Consider the following 20,756-nt stretch of genomic DNA (forward strand, 5'->3'; position numbering starts at 1 on the left):
CCTTTTCCCGACAGGTTTCGAACCACTATCAGCGACCTTTTAGCAGGGCGGATAGGGGTAATATCCACACTGGTTGTAGTTGTTGTTGTAGTAGGGGTTGGCATAACCGTAGCCGTAGCGGTAGGGCGCGGTGGCGGCTGCGCCAATGGCGGCCCCCGTCGCAAGCCCGGCGCCGGCATACCAAGCGCCATGATAATCTGGAGCGTGCCAATAGTTGGCGTGGACATCGTTCACATGAACGTCGGCCCCCATTCGATCGCCACCGGCGAAACCTCCGTGGAAGCCCCCGCCGCCAAAGCCGCCGCCACCAAAGTCACGGCCACCACCGCCAAAGCCACCACCACCGCCAAAGCCACCGCCGCCAAAGCCGCCACGGTCGATGAACAGTGCTGCAGGGCCGCTTCCGCCCGAAAGACTTCCTTCAAGAACCGCCACTTCGAACGTCAGGTTCCCACCCGAGAGCTTTGGCTTCATAATCGTCACTACAGCATCTTCGACCTTCGACCCGTTCCCGCCAAGGACCGAAATCGTGGCATTGGGCGGATCTGTGGAAAAACTGCCTTTGCCTTCGTCCCATTGCATGACGAACTGCTCGGTCGTGAGATGACCGGCCGCACGAATTGGCCGATCGGCGAAGACGATTGAATTCATCGAAACGCCCGTCATTGTGAGCGTGGTTCCCTCCAATTTTGCGCCCGTAGAGTTGAGGACGAAAAGCGATGGAACCGGCCCTGTCGGTGATACCTGGCCGATCGTTTTGGCAAGCGGGACGTGCGGCTTGACATCGGCGTCCTGCGCCAAAACCGAGCCGGGGACGAGAAATTGGCTTGTGGCAAGGAATACGGAAAGAAAGACAGCAGTTCTGGGTTTCATAACTACCTCCTGCGTTTCAGGGCATTTGAAATGCGAATGAGCAGGCGAAGCTGCTCGGTCAGTCCGCGAACACTCGTCTCCAGTCGTTTTTCATGCTGATGACGATCCAGCCGTCCTTGATGGCTTCGTCGTAAAGTTCCTGCGTGAAAGTGCCGACCTTGGTCTCAGGCAAACCATTTGCCGGGCCATAGGCATATTCTCGTTCTGCGTCGTCATGCAGCACGAGAACGGAAAGCCGGGGGCCGTCCCCCGCTTCGGTATATTCGAGCATCTCCTTGTCGCCCGTTGAATTGCCGAAAGCGATGATCGGTTGTTTCCCAATCATCAGATGGATTCCCTCCGGTTTTCCGGCATTGTTGTCATTGAGGAGAAGCTTGGGATCCTTGGTCAGGACGGGCTTTCCGTCCTTTCCATATCCATAGGTCGTTCCTCCGGCTGTCCCCACCACCTGTTCAGGAGGGATCCCGTATGTGCTCTCGGAGTAGACACGCACGAAGTCCTGGCCGCCGCCTGTGACGATGTAGGTCTTAAAGCCATTGTCGCGCAGATAGCCAAGAACCTCCTTCATGGGCTGGTAGGTGAGTTCGGTAAAGGGGCGCTTCCATCGCGGATCCTTTGCCGATGCGATCCACTTGCTGACCTCGGCCTCGAATTGGTCCACCGTCATGCCGGTAAGCGTGGCAGCAAGGATCTTTTCGAGATCCGCCATGGGGAGCTTGGCGACCGCTTCCCTGTCGCCGGTCAGCACGGTCTTGAAAGGCTCGATGTCCTTCAGCTCCGGTTTTTCCTTCACCAGAGCCGGAACCCGCTCCAGGCAGTATATCACCTGGCTGTACATCGGGTGTTCGACCCAAAGCGTACCATCCTGATCGAAGGTTGCGATCCTTTCTTCGGGCGGCACGAAAGTGGGCTTTGTATTGTCGGTGGTCGCCTGCACGAACTCGACGATTGCCTGCTTGGCCACGTTGTCGTTCCACGAGGGCAGGGGATCGGATTGAGCTTGAGCCGCAGTGGCCGCGAGGAGCGCATACAGCCAGAGATAAATTACAGTCAGGTGACCCGAACGCATGTCGAACCCTCCCTCCGGGATAAACAAGAATGCGGACGCCCCGAAGAGCGTCCGTTGTGATGTCGCTATTCGACAGCGTTTCAGTCGTGACCTGTCTTCATTTCCTTAACTTGCTGCATGACCTGCTCAAGATTATAACTTGCAGGGTCCTGCAGCGGCGGAAAGTTGATGTAACTCTCGAGATGCTTCAGCCACAGCTGCTGCCCGATGGGCAGGATGTTCCAGTCATAGACATAGGCCGTCGAAGGCGAGGCGATCGCGCCCCCCATGCCGAAGAGTGTCTTGATCTGCTGACCGACCGAAGTTTCGAACGGATCACGCTTGATGTTGACGACCTGTGTCCAGGAATAGGGCTGCACGCCGGAAATGAAGCCCGCAGGGTCATCGGACACCATCGCGAAATACATCTTCCAGTTTTTGAAGCGGACCGCCGACGGCTCTTTGCCGGAATAGTACAAGAAAGAGTCGCGTGCGGATGGTGCCTTACCTTCCAGGAAGTCGCGCTGATCGATCCCGTCGAGAGTGGTTTTGACAACTTTCGGATACTTGCCCGCTTCGATCTCCTTCTTGAGCCCATCACCCTTCGGGCCGCCAGCAATGTTCACCAATGTCGGCAGCCAATCGAGTGATGCGAAGATCTCGTTCTTGACCGTTCCCGGTTCGATATGGCCCGGCCAGCGCACGACTAGCGGAGCGCGCATGCCACCTTCCCAGGTGCTGAGCTTTCCGCCCTTGAACGGAGTGGTGCCGCCGTCGGGAAAGGTAATCGTCTCGGCACCGTTGTCGGTGGTAAAGACGACGATGGTGTTGTCGAGTTCTCCCATCTCCTCGAGCTTCTTCAGCACGTAGCCGATGTTGTCGTCCATTTGCTTCATACCGGCTTCGTTAACGCCCCAGTCCTTTCCGCCCGGCTCGCCAACCATGTTCAGGTACTTGTCCGGCAGCACGGTGGTGATGTGCATGCGTGCCGGATTGTACCAGACGAAGAAGGGCTTCTTGGTTTTCTCGGGGTCGTTCCTGTCGAGGAAGTCGATGACCTTGCCGGAGATTTCTTCGTCAATCGTCTTGGAGCGCTCGAGTGTCAGCGGCCCTTCGTCCTTGCAAGATTGATTTTCAGGGGTTCCGTCGGAGGATGCGCACGCTAGCATGGGACGCGGTGGTGTCAGGCACGTTGTTGTCTTCGGATCGACCGCCGCAGGATTCTCGGTCAGCCCGGGGATTGGCGTATTCCTGCAAGGAGGTGCGATCCCCTGCTCTGTCGGCGTCTTGTTGATGTCGGGGAAGCTCACGCCCTGCATTGCGTCGAGGTGATAGAGATAGCCCCAGAACTCCTGAAAACCATGGGCAGTCGGCAGGGACTCGGTGGTATCCCCGAGATGGTTCTTGCCGAACTCGCCTGTCGAATAGCCGAGATCGTTCAGGAACCGGGCAAGGTGAGGCGTGCCTGCCCGCAGGTAGGACGGGCTTCCGGGAATTTCCGGCAGGACCATGCCGACACGCACCGGCTGCATGCCGGTTATGAACGCGGTACGACCAGCCGTACAGCTTTGTTCAGCGTAGTAGGTCATGAATTTCGCACCCTCATTGCCGATGCGATCGATGTTGGGCGTTTCACCTACCATCAGGCCCTGGTGATAGATGCTTGGCTGCATCCAGCCGATATCATCGCCCATGATAAACAGGATGTTGGGCTTGGTTTCCTGCGCCTGCACGATAGCGGTGCCGGCCCAAAGGCTACTCACTGCAGTTAATGCTGCTGCGATGCACGTCGTTCTTATACGAGGCATTTCACGTCCCTCCCTCAGAGAACCTTGCAAGGTTCATTCACTAGATTTCATGCGCGAGAAGAGTTGAATGCGAAGGCGTGGGTGCTGCGATTGCGACGCAGTTGAGAGGGTGCAGCGCCACGATGCACAGCTGCTACCCAATTCTTAAAAACGAACACGGCTCAGAACAAATGGCCAGTTTGGCCGGATCTGCATAGCATCAGGTCGAACAGCTTCCACCTAAACAGTTTCGGTGGATCTGGTCGTAACGCATAAGATATGCCCATGAATGCGCCGAGAAATCGCTCGTGCACGCACATGATCATGGTGCAGGGCGTGGGTCATTTCAAGACTTGCACTCTCAATAAGAACACGTTGCAGTCGAAAATATGCACTTTCGATACTTGGACGTTCAAAGAATAATGCCAATGGCTTACTCAACGTGGCCTCGGCTGCCTTTTTAACGCGCACCTGTTCCTCTAGAAGCTGAAGTCCAGGGCCGCATGGTGCCGGTTATGCCACCGCAATGGATGGAAAATGGCACCTCCGCAGAAACAGGGTTTTTACGAGTTTTACGGAATTCCTCCCACCGACACCTGGGACGCGTTTGGGATGATTGCCAGGGCAGGCCACCTGGAGGGAGACGCGATCGTCGGAAAAATGTTTGATACGTTGAATGAGCTGGGAATTGGTGGAAAACACAATTGTGGTCTTCGCTCAGACAATGGGCCGGACGGCCCAGAGGCACCGCACGTTCGGTGGAGACATGCCAGTCATGGGAATGCGAAGCAGCAGTAAAGTCGGTCCAACTCACGCAGACGAATTTTCCAAACGAAGCCTTCGCCGACATGCGGCCTGGCGCTTAAACCTCCTTGAGCCGAGGGTCGCTGGATGAGCGCATGACCCATCCGGTTGCCAAAAAGCCACAATTGCTTCACCTAGATCGTGCAGTGACACTCGGCATCAAGAATTGGATCGATCAGAATGCGCATATCATACGTTTTCCTTGGTGCATTTCTGGCAATCGTACAGTCCGCATTTGCTGAAGTCGCCTCACCGCCTGTTTTGGAGCCGCTTAAGCAACAGGCACAAGCCGCTCAGTTGAGTGCAGAATTTCTCACGCGCTTCAGCTATAAGCCCGTTCCACTCGACGACGCCTTGTCGGCCAGGATCATGGATCGGTTCATCCAATCACTTGATCCAGACCATGCGCTCTTTCTGCAAGCGGACATCGACAGGTTCATGTCGGACCGCAACGAGATCGACGACGCCATCGAACGGAAAAACTTGAACATCCCATTTGCGATCTTCAACGTTTATGGGAAACGCGTCGTCGACCGAATGAACTACGCGCGCAACTTGCTTAAGCAGGACCTCGATTTCGGTGCGCAGGAGAGCTTTTCCGTTCTGCGCGATAAAGCGCCCTGGCCGCAGTCGGAGGCCGAGAGCAATGAACTTTGGCGCAAACGCGTAAAAAGCGACTGGTTGCGGTTGAAACTGGGCGGCAAGACCGACGCGGCCATTCGCGAAACACTCGACAAGCGATATGCAAACGCTTTGCAGCGAGCTTACAAGTATAAAAGCGATGACGTTTTCCAGTCGTTCATGAACGCCTACACAACGTCGACCGACCCGCACACGGACTACTTCGGCGCGACCGCTTCGGCCGATTTCAATATCGCAATGAAACTTTCACTCGTTGGTATCGGTGCGTCACTGCAGGAACGCGACGACTACACGACGATCCGTGAACTCGTGCCTGGCGGACCGGCTCAGTTGTCGGGCAAGCTCTCGGTCGGAGACCGCATTACTGGCGTGGGTCAAGGCAAGGATGGGGCGATAAAGGAAGTGGTTGGCACGCGCCTTGATGAGGTCGTGCAACTGATACGAGGGAAAAAGGGCACCGTCGTGCGCCTGGATATCCTGCCGGCGGATGCCGGAGCCGATGCCACCCACCGGATCATCAGCCTGGTGCGCGATAAAATCAGCCTCGAAAAGCAGGCTGCCCAGAAGACCGTGCTGTCTGTGAAAGTGGGCGAAGCCACGCGTAAAATCGGGGTGATTACTCTGCCGGCATTCTACGAGGATTTTGAAGCCCGGCGCAAAGGAGACAAGGACTATAGAAGCGCGAGCCGCGATGTCCGAAAGCTTCTCGATGAACTGAAGCAGGAAAAAGTCGACAGCGTTCTCATTGACATGCGCAGCAATGGCGGCGGTTCACTGAAGGAGGCGATTGATTTGACCGGCCTGTTCATCGGCAGTGGCCCGGTCGTTCAGCAACGCGATAGCGACGGTAAGGTCGCGGTATCAAGCGCTGATTTTCCAGCGCCTGTCTGGACCGGCCCTGTGGGTGTCCTCATCAATCGCGGGTCGGCATCGGCTTCGGAGATTTTCGCCGCGGCAATCCAAGATTACGGTCGGGGCGTTATCGTTGGCGAACCGAGTTTCGGTAAGGGCACCGTTCAAACTGTCGTGAATCTTGACGAGGTGGTTCGCAACAGCACACCCGAATTCGGTGACCTGAAAGTCACGATTGCGCAGTTTTTCCGGATCAACGGCGGCACGACGCAGTTGCACGGTGTGACGCCTGATATCAGCTTGCCGAGTTTTTCGGATCCGGCTCGCTTTGGCGAGACCAGTTATGACAATGCCCTGCCGTGGGCTCAGATCAAACCGGCGACCTATAAGCCCATCGGCACCATAACGGCGTTGTTGCCGACACTTCAACGCCGCCATGAAGCTCGGGTTGAGAGCAATCCGGATTTCCAACGCCTGTTAGAAGACATTGCGGACGTGGAAGCGCAGCGCAACAAAGGGGTTGTCTCCCTCAATGAAGCCGAACGTCGTAGGGAATTGACGGCTCGAGAAATTCGAATGAAGTCTCGGGCGCAAGCAGGCGATGGCGCAAATGCTGGCGAAGATGATGGCCTGCGTGCAAACGAGCGTAGCCTGAGTGCTGATATTGCCATTGAGAATGCCCGCAAGAACGCAAAAGATGTTTTGCTGGACGAGGCCGCGGCCATTCTTGCCGATGAGGCGGATTTGCAGGAAGGGGTGGTGAAGGCGGCCACAGGACAATCGGAAAATACGGAGGGAAAATAATCGTACCCGGCCGGCGCAACAGTATGGGCCGCTTGCGATCTATTCTTCGCAGCGGCATGATTACAGGGGAAGTACGGCGTACCACGCCATGGTCCAGTCGTAAGCGCGGATGCTGAACTGAGTTAGATCCCTTCACATCAGGCATGACTGCGTTTGGCGGTCCGAAGAGTTTCTTCTAGACTCCGGCATTTCCGCGATCTACCTTGGGTGCTTGGTGATCCTGAAATTGTATCAGGTTTCAGCCTCTTTGCATCGCCTACCGCAATGGAATTGCGGTTCGGGCCTGCGCTTCAGCCCTTAATCCAACGTAATCTCACCGCGCAAGCGGGAGGAGTTTCCATGGCCAATGCCCAATGCGCCTGTGGCGCTCTTAAACTGATGCTTCGCGAACCGCCACAATTGACTGCGCTGTGTCACTGTTTCGCATGCCAGCGAAGAACTGGTGCACCGTTCAGCGCTAATGCTTTCTACTCGATTGACTGTGTCGAAATATCTGGAACGTCTGCAGAATTCATTCGTACTGCCGAGAGCGGTCGCAAGGTCCGAATGCATTTTTGCCCAAGTTGCGGCTCGACCGTCTATTGGAAGGCCGATGTCTCGCCGTCCTGGATCGGGGTGGCTGTAGGTTCATTTGCCGACCCGGCGTTCGCGCCACCTGCCATATCAGTATTCGAGCAATCGAAACATAAGTGGGTGAAGGTCGCCGACACGGTAGAGCCTTTCCAAGGCCTCCCAATCGGCCAACATTAGGATGAATCGGCAGGTGACTGCGTGGCCGAATCACTGGCCATATGCTTGGAAACATAGTGAGGATGCTGACCGCCATGATGCAATTTCACGCAGGCAACTGCCCGAGCTGTCAGAACGGCCGGCTTTTTCTCTTTCGTGAGAGCGAAACCGGAGATGTCTACGCACACTGCGAGGAGTGCGAGCAGGGTTATCGATCGCCAGAAGAAGTCGAGGGCAAGAGTGACCGAGGATGAAATCTCTCGAAGTGTCTGGGCGAACCATCAAATTTTCGAGGCATACCTCACCAGTTACGAAGGCGCGTCCACCCAATGACCGCCGTCTCGCGCGATACTCGGCGTCGGTCGCGTGCTCACAGTAGTCTCGTCGGTATACCCTATTGAGCTGGCGCAGTCGTTGAAGGCTGGGTCGTTGAAGGCTGGGTCGTCGAGGGCTGAGTCGTCGAGGGCTGAGTCGTCGGCTCAGTCGTAGTCGCCGGGGGTGTCGCTGTTTCCGTTGTGGTCGTCTTGCCAGGGAGTAGGAAGACAACGGCAAGGATGATTACGACGACGGCGACAATGACGCCAATAACGGTGTTTCTGCTCATAACTGCTCCTCCTGAGCGTGTTTACCCGTACTTTATAAACTGGAGCAGCTGGGTTCGTTTTCAATTCTGAAGTCGGCGGATAGCAGCCCGGTAGCTCGTCCGCCTCTAACCAGAAGGTCGCAGTTGCGAATGCTGCCATTTCAGCCGTCGGAAGCGGACGTCGTTGCCAATTTTTGCCATGCGGCTATGCTCGTTCCTATGCGCACAATGAACATTTCCCTGCCGGACTATCTGAAGAGCTTCGTAGATGAGCAAGTCGCTGGGCGGGACTATGGGTCGAGCAGTGAGTATATCCGAGAATTGATCCGTCGAGATGACGACCGGCTCACGTTACGCAGGCTGTTGCTTGACGGAGCCTCCTCTGCGCAGACTGAACCGCCCGACGCCGCTTATTTCAGCGGGTTGCGCGATCGAGTTCGTGGTCGGAAGAGCAAGTGACGAACAAACCGATTATTCCACGTGAATTGGCGCGCAGTGATGTCGAAGTGACCGTAGATTATTACGCACGCGAGGCCGCAAATTGATGTCGCGCTGGGCTTCATCGACAGGCCGGCTGCATCGACGTGTGGAGTGTGCTTCATGCCAAGCGCGATATCCCGCAGTGGATGCAGGGGTCGGATAGTCGCTGACTGCGCGGAGATTTGCACGGCTGTATCCGCTGTGCCCCACCACCCTATGCACGACCTCTGGCCAAGGTCACTTGCGCCGGCGTCGGGGGACTGACGAAGCAGATAGCTGGGAAGACTTTAGGGACGTCATGCGCAACTTCGAAGATCCTGGTCGGTCGCTGGCCGTCGCCCGTCACGGGATGGCGGCAACCTCACATCCGGCCTCAACCCTGACGGCCATCGAGATCCTGAAGGCAGGAGGGAACGCCATCGATGCGGCGGTGGCGGCCGTCGCGGTTCAATCAGTAGTCGAGGCAGGTTCGACTGGTGTTGGCGGGGATTGTTTCGCAATGATCGCGGTGGAAGGATCCACCGACATTCGCGCCTACAACGGCTCGGGCCTGACGCCAGTAGCACTGAGCCACGATGCGCTGCGTGCCGACGGTGTGACAGCAATCGAGCGCTCTTCTCCTCACGCGGTCACGGTTCCTGGAGCGGTCGATGCCTGGTGCCGCCTCTTAAGCGACTTCGGCCGGATGTCGATGGCCGAAGTGCTTCAGCCTGCAATTGCGATGTCCCGCGACGGCTATGCGCTGACGCCCCGTGTCGCCGCCGACCTGGGCATGCAGCGCGATCTCCTGGCTGCCGACCCAACCACCCGTGCCACTTTCCTGGTCGCGGGAGAGGCCCCGGCGGTCGGCAGCGTCCAGCGCCAGCCCTTGCTTGCGGATACACTCGACGCGATCGCACGCGGCGGCCGGGACGCCTTCTATCGCGGCGCCATCGCCGAGGACATGGTGGACTATCTGCGCGGCCTCGGCGGCTATCACTCCCTGGACGATTTCGCCAGCGCTGTAGGAGACTACGTTACACCCATCTCCACGACCTATCGCGGCCGCACCATCTACGAATGCCCGCCGAATGGCCAAGGCGTCGTCGCCCTCCTGATCCTGAACATCCTCTCGCGTTTCTCGCTGTCCAACGACCCGTTCGACCCCGATGATCTGCATCTCCTCCTCGAGGCAACACGGCTCGCCTACGCCGCGCGCGACGCGATGGTCGCCGATCCGTCTTTGTCGGATGGGGCCGTCGAGCGCATGCTGTCGAGCACACTTGCTGATCGCCTTGCCCAAAGCATCTCCCTCGATCGGGTCACCGAACCGCTGCCCTCGTTCGACACCGTCGAGCACAAGGATACCGTCTATGTTTGCGTGGTGGATCGCGACCGCAACGCGGTCAGCTTCATCAATTCGATATTCAGTTCCTATGGCAGTGGGCTGATGGCGCCACGCTCAGGCGTATTGTTCCACAACCGCGGTCAGAGCTTTTCGCTTGCGGCAGGTCACCCCAACGAAATCGCGGCCCGCAAGCGTCCGATGCATACGATAATCCCGGGAATGGTCGCCGAGGGCGGGCGTATCGTGATGCCGTTCGGTGTGATGGGCGGCCACTACCAGGCCATGGGCCATGCTCATCTGTTGTCCCGGCTCTACGATTGCGGTGTCGATCTTCAAACCGCCATTGACCTGCCGCGCCTCTTTCCTCTGCCCGCTACAGCGACGGTCGAAGCAGAGGAAGCCATCCGCACCAGCATCGGCTCCGAACTGGAACGGCGTGGCTTCAAGGTTCAGCCGTCCCTCCGCGCGATCGGCGGAGCGCAAGCCATCCGGATTGACTGGGAGCGTGGCATTCTGATCGGAGGGTCGGACGCCCGTAAGGACGGGATGGCGCTGGGCTACTAACTTTGCCTCACAGGTGGAGTGATGAGATGGACGGTTCTCCCAAATGTCTCTCTACGGCGACCTAGGCAATGATTGGCTGGGGGGAGGAACATGGAAGTCCGTATTGGCAACGAAACCTTCGTAGGCGGTGAGGGGAGCGGCGCCGCGGGTTAAGTGTCCCGGACTCATCGTGTCGTCGGTTCCATGTGTAGGGTTCGGTTTGCGGCCATCCCGCCGACGAGCCTTCCCAGAGTTCCTGGCGACCATACGATCAGAGCGTTCAATCGCGCATCACCCGGCCGCTGCAGAAATATCGGAACGCAGGCAGCGGATATAGGCGCAGAACATGTCGGACATGGCATTCGCGTATGCTGCGATTTCCGCGTCGGTCTTCGGCTCGGCGGAGAACTCCTTCCCGACCGTGGTCATGGTCGTCATGACGAGGTCGCCGGCCGTGGCCCGGACCGCCGCGGAGGCATCCGGAAGAAGCTCGGACATGAACGCTTCGATGACCATGTCATCTGCCGCCCGCGCCTCCTGCGCTTCCGGCGCATCCCGGTAAAGAGGGGCGGCATCGTTAAGTGCCACCCGAACGGCAGCTTCCTCGCATTCCGAACGGATGAAAGCCTGCACGAGGCTACGGAGCCGCTCGAGCGGCGGTCGGGACCGGTCCGTCAGGATGTCGCCCAAGAGTTCCGATGTCGCCCGCCACTCGTCGCTCTGCAGTCGGAACAGGATAGCCGCCTTGTTGGGGAAATACTGGTAGAGAGATCCGACGCTGACACCTGCCCGTTCCGCCACCCGCGCCGTCGTAAAACGCTGCGCACCCTCCTGCGCCAAAACCTGAATAGCCGCCTGAAGAATGGCGGCGACAAGCTCGTTCGAACGCGACTGCTTGGGCTGCTTTCGTGTGGAAATACGGGGACTTGCGCGATCAGTCATCGGGACCTTTTGCAATGCGATTAGCAAACGCGACGAATTATTCGTATTTTTTATTTCGAAAGCAAGTCATCGCAACGAACCAAGGATTTTCCGATGAACACCCTCAAGGACATACGCCTTGCATCTCTTCTCGACCGCCTCTTCGACGAAGCGGATGCCGCCACCAGCCCGGCCTTGGCAGAACTCTCCCACGCGGAGCGCGACCGCCTCATGCACAGCAAGACGGAGTATCTCGACTTCTACAGCCGCATGAAGGATCTTTGGCTTCCCGTGTCCCGCCAGACCGGCGAACTGCTCTATATGCTGGCCCGAAGCAGCGGCGCAAGGACGATCGTCGAGTTCGGCACGTCGTTCGGCCTCTCGACGCTCTACCTCGCAGCAGCGCTCCGGGACAATGGCGGGGGGCAGCTGATCACCAGCGAGTTCGAGCCGTCGAAGATTGCAAGGGCGCGACAGAACCTGGCTGACGCGGGCCTCATCGATCTCGTCGAAATTCGCGAGGGCGATGCGCTGACGACGCTGAGTATGGATCTTCCCGAAAGCATAGATCTGCTCCTGCTCGATGGCGCGAAGCCGCTCTACCCGGAAGTCCTTTCACTGGTCGAGAGCCGTCTGCGGACCGGAGCACTTGTCGTTGCCGACGATGCGGATCATTGCCCGGACTATCTCGATCGCGTCCGCTCGACTTCGGGCGGCTATCTGTCGACACCGTTCGCCGACGACATCGAGCTGTCGATGCGCCTGGCCTGAAGCCTGCCAACGTTCAACTGCCACCAACCCAAACCGAACATACAACGAAAGGCCCGTCCCAATGGCACGGGCCCCTCAATGGAGAATTGTCATGCATGTATTCGTAACAGGCGCAACCGGCTGGGTCGGCTTCGCCGTCGTCGAGGACCTGATCCGCTCAGGACATAAGGTCAGTGGCCTTGTCCGTTCGGCGGGGAAGGCATCAGCCCTTGCAGCCATCGGTGCGAAGGTTGTCGAAGGTTCGCTGGACGACCTCGACATCCTGCGGGCTGCCGCTTCAGCCGCCGACGCCGTGATTCACACCGCCTTCAACCACGACTTCTCGACGTTCGCCAAGAACGCGGCACAGGACGAACGGGCGATCGAGGCACTGGGAGGCGCACTCAAATGGTCGGACCGCCCATTGCTCGTCACCTCCGGCCTCTTGGGTCTGCCACGCGGCGCAACCGAAGCAGACCTTCCCAATCCGGCGTCGCCGCGCAAGTCGGAAGCTGCCGCAAGGGCGGTGGCGGAACAGGGCGTGCGCGCAGCGACGGTGCGTCTTGCGCCATCCGTTCATGGGGTGGGCGACCATGGTTTCATCCCGATCGTCGCGGGCCTCGCGCGCGAAACCGGCGTGTCCGCCTATGTCGATGACGGCTTGAACTGCTGGTCCGGGGTTCACCGTCTGGATGCGGCGCAGGTCTACCGCATGGCCCTTGAAGCCGGCGTGACGGAGAGCGTCTACCATGCGGTTGCCGTCGAAACGGTTCCGTTCAGGGAAATCGCCGAAGTGATCGGGCGCCAACTCGGCCTGCCGGTCGAACCGCGGTCGCGAGAGCACTTCGGCTGGTTTGCCAACTTTGCAGCGGCGAACATGGCGGCGTCCAGCGCCAGGACCCGCTCGCTTCTAGGCTGGCAGCCGACTGGTCCGGGCCTGATCGCCGATCTCGATCAGCCCGCCTACTTCCCGCGCTGATCGTGAGACGAGCTCTAACTGCCGCGCTGATGCCGAGCCCTAGGCGTTACTGAAACTGCACGCCAAACACTCGCCTCACGTTTTGCGATCTCAATGCGCGCGCAGGAAGCGAAATAGATCCTCTGTGAACTCTTGCGGGTTCTGCAAATGGGAAAAGTGGCTGACTTCTGGCTGTATTAGCAGACCGGCACCGGGAATGTTTTCGGCGATGAACAGCGTATCGGTACGCCTGACAATTTCGTCGTGGTCGCCGGCTGCAACCCAGATAGGGTGTTCAAGGTTGCGAAGCTCACTTTTCGTTATGTTTGGTTGCGAGCCCCACATTTTTTCCATTTGCTCAAGGAAGTCGTCGTATTCGACGGGTGTGGGAGACAACTTTTCGTACTCTTCGCGCGTCCGCTGAGAATAGTTCTCAAACATCCTGCTATCGGATAGATCGTAGATCCCGGATGGGTCACTATTAGCCGCAAATGCGAACAGGCGGCTAACTCGGCCAGGATTGGCGATCACTAGCTTGAGGCCGATGATTGCGCCGTCGCTCCAGCCTATGACCGCAGCCTTGGACACCCTTAAATCATCCATCAATGCGATGACGTCGGAGGCCATGCGGTCGTAGCTGAAGGGGTCCGCATTCCGAGTGCTGCGGCCGTGGCCGCGGCTGTCCATAACGATGACCTGATAGGACTTAGCGAGTTCCGGAACCTGATGGCCCCAGTAATTGGAATTGGCGAGACCGCCATGGAGCATAATCACGGGCTCACCGGAACCGTAGACAGCATACCAAATCTTGATGCCGTCGACCGCGACATACCCTTTGCGGGTCGTCGCGGGCAACTCGGGAGTTACGGGAAGAGTTCGCCACCTTGGTTCTGCCATAGTAGCCTCCATCAACCCTTAGTTTGCGGCCTTCGAAGATCGCGGCAATCGTTGTCCGTGTAAGTTGCAATATACGTGATCTTCTCGCGGTTGCCAGTCACCCGGTTGGGTGACTGGGGCGTTGGTTGCCACAGACGGTTCTGAGCCATGCGGCTGTTTGCGTGTACGACAAGTCTACGTGTGAAGGTGACGAGGAAAACGTTGGGCGGTTTTCAGCCTGAGGTGACGTATTTTCTCCAGCCATGCTCGCTGCGAAAACCCAAAATGTCACGCGCCTTCCAGTTCGACAGCAACGTCTCGAACTCGCCGAGTTCCCGCTTGAGCGGTACACCTGGATAGAACCGGTCTATGAGTTCGCGGGTAGGCAGATCGGAAGAGGTGTCGTCGTTTGCGGCATTGAAGATCTGGAAACCAAGCCCGTCCTTCTCTATTGCGCGAAGCGTGATCTGGCCGAGGTCGCGCGCATCGATGTAGCTCCACGCGATGCGTTTTCGAAAGCCCGGATTTGCGAACCATCCAGGAAACAGTTTGTACTCGCTCGGCTCAATGACGTTGCCGATGCGCAGGGCATAGATGTCGAAGCCGCTGCGCAGGGCAAAGGCGCGTGCCGTCTGCTCATTGACAACTTTCGACAAGGCATAGCTGTCCATGGGGTCGACGTCGTACTCCTCGTCGAGCGGAAAGTAGCGCGGACTGCGGGGCTCGTTGGCAAAGACGAGGCCGTAGGTCGTCTCGCTGGATGCTATGATGACCTTGCGAATACCGAGTTTCACAGCAGCTTCGATGACGTTGTAGGTGCCGAGCGCGTTCACGCGGAAAAGTTCGTTGTCAGGAGCGATCATGATGCGCGGGATGGCGGCAAAATGCACGACGGCGTCGATCGGCTGTGGCCTCAAGGATGGGTCGAACTCGTGCAGTCCGGTGTAACTCGACAAGGCGTTGAAGACTTGCCCGCTATCGGTGATGTCCGTGATGAGCGTCCTGACCTTCGGATTGTCGAGAGGCCGGGTATCGAGATTGAGGACCTGGTGACCCTGCTCGATGAGATACTGCACGACATGGCGGCCGGCTTTGCCGCTGCCGCCGGTGAAGATGATCCTCTTTGCCATTCTGCTCTCCACAATCTGACGCGGATCTCGCTCGCCAATGCGACGCCACGGATCAATTGGTTCCGATGCTGGCGATGCATGTCACTCGCGTCAATGGGGATGCCTTGCCCCCGCCTGCGCTGGCAAGGCTTCGGTCGGCGATTTGTCCGGGCGCCCGCGAACGGGGCCCGGACGAGACCGTCACTTCTGGATGCACGTGTCGACTGTGTCCTTGGTGCATTCATCAAGACCGGTGAACACCGGATCTTCTACTGGCTTGCCAGCGATCAGATCCATCATGACAGACGGTGCCTTGTAGCCCATCTCGAACGGACGTTGCCCGACGAGTGCCGTCACCAGCCCTTCACGCGCAATGGCAACTTCGTCGCCGATGGTATCGGCGGCGCCGATGACGAATTCGTTGCTGGCAATCTTGTCTGCGATCGGCTTGAACAGGTCGCGATAGGGCTGCGGTGCGCCGAATAGTGGCCAGCCACCCATGATACCAAAGGCATCAAGGTCCGGATTGGCGGCGAGAATATCCGTCATGGCCTGCACGCCTTTTGCCCCGTCGTCATTGGTAAAGACTGGGCAGCCTGCGACTTCCGTCCAGCCTCCCTCACCCTTCAGTTCCGTCAGTCCCTCCTTACCGGTCAGGGTGTCGCGCATGCCTTGGGCTCGGCGCAAAATGTTGTCCGCCCCCGGATTGCCCTCGATCGTGCAGATCTTGCCGCCATCCGGCTTGGCCTTCTTGATGTACTCGCCAATCCGGGCACCCATCAGGTAGTTGTCGGTACCGAGATAAGTCTTGCGCAGGGCCGAGTCCTCTTTGGCTAGATCGGCGTCGAGCGTCATGACGGGGATCGTCGGGTTCGCGGTCTTCAGCGTTTGAGCGATCAGTTTGGCATTAGACGGCGAAATGGCGATTGCTGCCGTGTCGGCTTTGCCGAGCATGTCCTGAACGATCTGTGCTTCGCCGGCCTCGTCGGATGTCGAGGCTGGTCCAGTGTAGAAGCACTCATACTCGGAATCCGGGTTTTCCTTGTTCCATTTCTGGCAGCCCTGATTGATCGCTTCGAAGAAGGGGTTGTCGAGTCCCTTCACGACGATGACGAGCTGCTTCTTGGCTAGAGCCTGGCCGGCACAGAGCGCCAGGACAGCGACGGCGGCCAGCAATACTGTCTTTCTCATTCTATCCTCCCATTGAACAAGCGGACGTTGTCTGTCCGCGGCACAAATCAACCCGGATAAAAGACGACACGAGGATCGTTCGACTGACGCTCGTATTGCCAGGCCGAGTCGATAAGCTTTTCGAGATCGTAGTCAGGGCGCCAATCCAGAAGGTATTTGGCCTTGCTGTTATCCATCCAGTTCGAGTGGAAGCCGCTGGGGACGTCAACCGAGCCGAGGCCGCGCGTACGTGCGAGGTAGCCTGCGACTTCGCCATAGTCGACTGGACGGTCCATGGAGACGTTGAACAACTGCCGTGCGGCGCGGGGATTGTCGATCGCTGCCAGGATCGCCGAGACCAGGTCGCTGACGTGTACGAAATTGCGTTTGAGCGGCCGGCCATCTGCGTCGCGAAGGAGCGGCACGGTTCCGGCCTCGGCGTATCGCCTTGCTTCTGCAGGCGCAAAGAAGGTCTTCCAGTCTGGCCCGCCAAACACATCGTCGCCGAACGACAACGTCTGTTTGAAGTCGTCCTTCTCCATGATCCACGGCGCGCGAAGGCAGCAACCGTTCGTGCCGTATTGAATTGCGTACTGATCGAGCATCACTTCCTCGATGACCTTCGATAGCGCGTAGCAACCGGGATAAGCGCGGTGCGGCGTCTTCTCAGTCACGGGACCATCGTGGCGATAAAAGAAATGGCCGACCGACGCGTCCCCACCGACGAGGATAAACTGGCGTGCGGAAGGGCTGACCCGGAAGGCCTCGAGTAGCCAGAACAATCCTTTAACCGTGATGTCCATGACCGCGTCTGGCGTTTCCTTGCAGGTGGCGAGGTGCACCACATGGGTGACGCTTTTCATTGCCGCATCTGCGACGTCGCGGTCGGCGATCGTCCCACGCACCATGTCGATTCGATCGCACGGCTCGAGCAGGCGATTGTGGCAGAGCGCACGGATCTCCGCCTGCGAAAAACGCGGTTGGTCAAGCAGCCCCGCGATGAGGTTCCGCCCGACCTTGCCCGTTGCACCGGTGACAAGGATAAGCATTTTTGTCTCCCACTGATGGCTAATATACAGGGCAACGTGTATTTGTCATACAAAACAGTTTCTAGGCATAGGACGTCATTGACGCCTTCATAAGGATTTGCGTAAATAAAGATGTAGACCGCTGGGTGAAGACTGAGGAACGATCGCGCCCGTTGGCGTGCCGGCGCGCTTCGGGAGGCGAGACGACTGGTGGCGACACTCGAGATCACCAACATTTCCAAGCATTTCGGCGCCATTCAGGCGGTCAACGACGTTTCGCTCTCGCTGGAAGCAGGCCAGGTTGTCGGTCTCATGGGAGATAACGGCGCCGGCAAGTCGACGCTGGTCAAAATGATTGCCGGCAATCATCGCCCGAGCCAGGGAACGATACGGCTCGACGGCAACGAGATCGTTCTGCATCGACCGATAGAGGCAAGACAGCACGGCATCGAGATCGTTCATCAGGACCTGGCGCTGTGCAATAATCTCTCGGCGGCGGCAAATGTGTTCCTTGGACGCGAACTCAGGCGCGGCTTTGGCCCGCTGCGGGTCCTTGACTACAAGGCAATGTACCGTCGCGCGGGAGAGATCTTTAGCGAGCTTCGATCCGAAACTCGCCCCCGCGATCTCGTCAGGCAAATGTCCGGAGGGCAGCGGCAGGCGGTCGCGATCGCGCGAACGATGATCTCCGAGGCAAAGATCGTCCTTATGGACGAGCCGACGGCGGCCATTTCGGTGCGCCAGGTCGCCGAGGTGCTGCATCTGATTCGTGGGTTGCGCGATCGCGGCATCGCGGTCGTGCTCATCAGCCATCGTATGCCGGATGTTTTTGATGTCGCAGATCGCGTCATCGTCATGCGGCGCGGCCGAAAGGTCGCCGACAAGCCTATTGCGCAGACGTCGCCTGAAGAAGTGACAGGATTGATTACGGGCGCCATCGAAAGAGGATGAGCGCTGCAGGTGCCGCATCGGAGGAATGCGTAAGAAAATGGCAACAATGCTCGACCAGACGATCGCTCACAAACAACGCACGTTGGGCGCTGCGATCCTCGCCAACCAGACGTTCTGGGTGTTCGTCGCTGTCGTTCTGGCATGCATCTTCCTTTCCTTCGCAACGGATTCGTTTGCCACAGCGAAGAACCTCTACAACATCACCCGCAACGCCACCTTCGTCGCTATCATTGCCCTCGGCATGACGCTGGTTATCATCACCGGCGGGATCGACTTGTCGGTTGGGTCGGTGCTTTGCCTATGCAGCATGGTCTTGGCGGTCGTCATGCATTCCGGCTATAGCATCGAAGTCGGGATTGTCGCCTCGGTGGCAACGGCGCTTTTCATCGGCGCGTTCAACGGTGTGCTCATCGCCTATGTCGGATTTCCTCCTTTTGTGGTGACACTCGGCATGCTTTCGATCGCACGAAGCCTGGCGATGGTAGCGTCCAACAACACGGTTGTTTTCCAGTTCGGACCGGACCACGACAAACTGCTCGCTCTTGGCGGGGGGGCCTGGCTGTTCGGCATCGCCAACCCGGTGATCTACATGATTGTGCTGACGCTGCTGACGGGTTTCGTTCTGCGATGGACGAGGCTGGGCCGCTATATCTACGCCATCGGCGGCAACGAGCACGCCGCGACTGCTACCGGTATACCTGTGCGTCCGATCAAGGTCGGTGTGTATATGATTTCTGCCCTCTCCGCCGGTGTCGCCGGCATCATCCAGACTGGCTGGCTCGGAGCGGTAACAACGAATATCGGCGCTGGCATGGAACTTCAGGTCATCGCAGCGGCGGTGATTGGCGGCGCCAACCTGGCCGGCGGCGTTGGCACGGCCTTAGGCGCACTGGTCGGTGCGGCGCTCATCGAGGTAATCCGCAATAGCCTCGGGCTGCTCGGCATCAACGCGTTCTGGCAGGGAACGTTCATTGGCGGCGCGACCATCCTTGCAGTACTCTTCGACCGCATCCGCAATTTCCGGCAGACCGAGTAGCTGCGAGATTTCGTCGCCCAAACCGCTCGATGAATTGTTCTGCGAGTTGGAATCTACGCCGGCGCGGCCGAGATGGAACGAGATGAGAAGGATGGCGGCGAGTGCACAGGTAGCTCGCCCAATGGGCTAACGCACCATGCGCGGGCTTACACCTGCCAACATCTTGATGATGTCGTCCTCTAGCTTCTGACAGAGATCCTCATACTCCTCCCTCACCGTGGGATCTGGCATCAGTTGCTCCCGTAACTCATCACGCTTCATGGCGGCGACGCCGTAAGCTTCGAGCAGATCGTTGATCGCAAGGAAGTTGGCATCGGAAATCTGTTTCCGGTGTCGTGGCAGCCGCATCATCATTCGGGTTCGCCCGACCTTCTCGAAATTCATTATCCGCTCCTCGGTCTGTCGGCCGAGAAGATTGTCCACCACGAAAATGAAAGTAGCAACATGACTTTTAGCCGACGCATCAACGGCGCGCAAAGATCGCTGTAGCGTTTTGAATTGCTGCATGTTTCTATCCTTAGATCGAATGGGATTTAAGGAAACATGCAGTAGTCATGATCTCAATGCCGTAAAGCGGCATGCGTGGTCATGCCGGTCTATCTCAAAGCGGCACGATTGTGCGTCGGATTTCTCATGGCGCAACTCTCAGAGTTCGGGATCCCTCAGGGGAAGAAAGCCTTGGGGGAGGGGCTACCGGGCTTTGCCGCTCTTCTCTCGTTCTAAGCTGTCGCGAAGCGCTGACATGATATCGACGACGTTGTCTTTCGCCGGTGTAGCCCTGCGCTTGGCCTTCGGCTTCAACGTCTTCTTCTTCTCGGCGATCAGTTCGAGCATGCGATCCTGAATGGGGTCGGTGATCGGCGCCCACTTTTTCGTTTGCTGCTTGATCAATTGCTTCATGAGCGGAGCAAGGCCGCCCTCGGGCTTTGCCTTGATGTTCGAGAAATACTCTTCTTCAGGTCTCACCTCGTCACCATAGCGCAACGTCCATAGAACGATGCCTTCGCCGCGCGGCTCAAGCATCACCGCGCGCTCTCTCTGGCCGAAGACGAGACGGGAAATCCCAACGACGTTCTCTGCGCGCATGGCGTCGCGGATCACGGCGAACGCATCTTCACCAACCTTGTCGTTCGGCACCAGGTAGTGCGGCTTCTCGAGCCAGATCCATTCGATGGAATCGCGCGGCGTGAACATGTCGATCTCAATCGTCCGGACGCTTTCGAGCGCCACCGCATCGAGTTCTTCTTCCTCGAGAATGATGTAATCGCCTTCGCCGCGCTCGTAGCCCTTCACCTGGTCTTCTGTATTGACTTCCTTGCCGGTCACGCCGTCGACGTATCGTGAAGCCACGCGGTTGCCGGTGGCGCGGTTCATGGTGTGAAACCGGATCTTCTCGGTGTCGCTGGTGGCCGGCGACAGGGCGACGGGGCAGGTGACCAGTGAAAGCTTGAGGTAACCTTTCCAGTAAGGTTTGACGGCGGCCAT

At 58.3% G+C, this 20,756-nt stretch carries 18 protein-coding genes and 1 pseudogene; 9 read left to right on the plus strand and 10 right to left on the minus strand.

Annotated features, from left to right (window positions below; all coding sequences use genetic code 11):
• Positions 1-39: 39 nt before the first annotated feature.
• The 3 genes from C6558_RS40085 to C6558_RS30980 all read right to left on the minus strand — a co-directional run bounded on the left by C6558_RS40085 (position 40) and on the right by C6558_RS30980 (position 3,729).
• Positions 40-873 carry a hypothetical protein gene (locus C6558_RS40085; protein WP_057221220.1) on the minus strand — a complete coding sequence of 278 codons (834 nt, stop codon included), beginning with the start codon at positions 871-873 and terminating at the stop codon, positions 40-42.
• A 58-nt stretch (positions 874-931) separates the two neighbouring features.
• The gene (locus tag C6558_RS30975; RefSeq protein WP_107028086.1) at positions 932-1,942 is read right to left on the minus strand and encodes an HAD family phosphatase; all 1,011 of its coding nucleotides are present in this window, start codon (positions 1,940-1,942) and stop codon (positions 932-934) included.
• Between the two features lie 80 nt (positions 1,943-2,022).
• Complete coding sequence (locus C6558_RS30980; protein ID WP_057221218.1) at positions 2,023-3,729, minus strand: arylsulfatase; 1,707 nt, start codon at positions 3,727-3,729, stop codon at positions 2,023-2,025.
• Between the two features lie 963 nt (positions 3,730-4,692).
• Between C6558_RS30980 and C6558_RS30985 the strand changes: the two genes are divergently transcribed.
• The 5 genes and pseudogenes from C6558_RS30985 (at position 4,693) to C6558_RS31010 (ending at position 10,493) form a co-directional block, all read left to right on the plus strand.
• Positions 4,693-6,810 carry a carboxy terminal-processing peptidase gene (locus C6558_RS30985; RefSeq protein WP_107028087.1) on the plus strand — a complete coding sequence of 706 codons (2,118 nt, stop codon included), beginning with the start codon at positions 4,693-4,695 and terminating at the stop codon, positions 6,808-6,810.
• 339 nt (positions 6,811-7,149) lie between these two features.
• Positions 7,150-7,560 (plus strand): GFA family protein, encoded by a 411-nt coding sequence (locus C6558_RS30990; protein WP_082555613.1) that lies wholly within the window; start codon positions 7,150-7,152, stop codon positions 7,558-7,560.
• Between the two features lie 781 nt (positions 7,561-8,341).
• Positions 8,342-8,581, plus strand: coding sequence for a type II toxin-antitoxin system ParD family antitoxin (locus C6558_RS31000; RefSeq protein ID WP_057221273.1), 240 nt, complete (start codon positions 8,342-8,344; stop codon positions 8,579-8,581).
• Positions 8,578-8,772, plus strand: a pseudogene (locus C6558_RS41105) (hypothetical protein). The gene C6558_RS31000 and the pseudogene C6558_RS41105 overlap by 4 nt, the downstream one beginning before the upstream one ends.
• 128 nt (positions 8,773-8,900) lie before the next feature.
• Complete coding sequence (locus C6558_RS31010) at positions 8,901-10,493, plus strand: gamma-glutamyltransferase family protein (protein ID WP_057221215.1); 1,593 nt, start codon at positions 8,901-8,903, stop codon at positions 10,491-10,493.
• Between the two features lie 270 nt (positions 10,494-10,763).
• Here the strand turns inward: C6558_RS31010 and C6558_RS31020 are convergent, their stop codons facing one another.
• Positions 10,764-11,414, minus strand: coding sequence for a TetR family transcriptional regulator (locus C6558_RS31020; RefSeq protein WP_057221214.1), 651 nt, complete (start codon positions 11,412-11,414; stop codon positions 10,764-10,766).
• Between the two features lie 93 nt (positions 11,415-11,507).
• On the opposite strand from C6558_RS31020, the gene C6558_RS31025 reads away from it, so the two are divergent.
• Together C6558_RS31025 and C6558_RS31030 are read left to right on the plus strand one after the other, a co-directional pair.
• Positions 11,508-12,164 (plus strand): O-methyltransferase, encoded by a 657-nt coding sequence (locus tag C6558_RS31025; RefSeq protein ID WP_057221213.1) that lies wholly within the window; start codon positions 11,508-11,510, stop codon positions 12,162-12,164.
• A gap of 91 nt (positions 12,165-12,255) precedes the next feature.
• The gene (locus C6558_RS31030) at positions 12,256-13,122 is read left to right on the plus strand and encodes an SDR family oxidoreductase (RefSeq protein ID WP_107028088.1); all 867 of its coding nucleotides are present in this window, start codon (positions 12,256-12,258) and stop codon (positions 13,120-13,122) included.
• Between the two features lie 90 nt (positions 13,123-13,212).
• On the opposite strand, the gene C6558_RS31035 is transcribed toward C6558_RS31030, so the two are convergent.
• From C6558_RS31035 to C6558_RS31050, 4 genes are all read right to left on the minus strand, one after another.
• Complete coding sequence (locus tag C6558_RS31035; RefSeq protein WP_245449236.1) at positions 13,213-13,998, minus strand: alpha/beta fold hydrolase; 786 nt, start codon at positions 13,996-13,998, stop codon at positions 13,213-13,215.
• A 212-nt stretch (positions 13,999-14,210) separates the two neighbouring features.
• Complete coding sequence (locus C6558_RS31040) at positions 14,211-15,107, minus strand: NAD(P)-dependent oxidoreductase (protein ID WP_025430537.1); 897 nt, start codon at positions 15,105-15,107, stop codon at positions 14,211-14,213.
• A 180-nt stretch (positions 15,108-15,287) separates the two neighbouring features.
• Positions 15,288-16,277 carry a sugar-binding protein gene (locus C6558_RS31045; protein ID WP_057216559.1) on the minus strand — a complete coding sequence of 330 codons (990 nt, stop codon included), beginning with the start codon at positions 16,275-16,277 and terminating at the stop codon, positions 15,288-15,290.
• A 47-nt stretch (positions 16,278-16,324) separates the two neighbouring features.
• The gene (locus C6558_RS31050; RefSeq protein ID WP_057221210.1) at positions 16,325-17,305 is read right to left on the minus strand and encodes an NAD(P)-dependent oxidoreductase; all 981 of its coding nucleotides are present in this window, start codon (positions 17,303-17,305) and stop codon (positions 16,325-16,327) included.
• A gap of 132 nt (positions 17,306-17,437) precedes the next feature.
• Here C6558_RS31050 and C6558_RS31055 point away from each other — a divergent pair, with 132 nt between their 5' ends.
• Complete coding sequence (locus C6558_RS31055; RefSeq protein ID WP_057206850.1) at positions 17,438-18,235, plus strand: ATP-binding cassette domain-containing protein; 798 nt, start codon at positions 17,438-17,440, stop codon at positions 18,233-18,235.
• Between the two features lie 37 nt (positions 18,236-18,272).
• Positions 18,273-19,271 carry an ABC transporter permease gene (locus tag C6558_RS31060; protein WP_057221209.1) on the plus strand — a complete coding sequence of 333 codons (999 nt, stop codon included), beginning with the start codon at positions 18,273-18,275 and terminating at the stop codon, positions 19,269-19,271.
• Positions 19,272-19,397: 126 nt separating this feature from the next.
• On the opposite strand, the gene C6558_RS31065 is transcribed toward C6558_RS31060, so the two are convergent.
• Complete coding sequence (locus C6558_RS31065) at positions 19,398-19,778, minus strand: hypothetical protein (protein ID WP_057221208.1); 381 nt, start codon at positions 19,776-19,778, stop codon at positions 19,398-19,400.
• Between the two features lie 183 nt (positions 19,779-19,961).
• Complete coding sequence (locus C6558_RS31070) at positions 19,962-20,756, minus strand: Ku protein (RefSeq protein ID WP_057221207.1); 795 nt, start codon at positions 20,754-20,756, stop codon at positions 19,962-19,964.

Origin of the sequence: Ensifer sp. NM-2, from assembly GCF_003024455.1 — a bacterium.
Classification (GTDB): Bacteria; Pseudomonadota; Alphaproteobacteria; order Rhizobiales; family Rhizobiaceae; genus Ensifer; species Ensifer canadensis.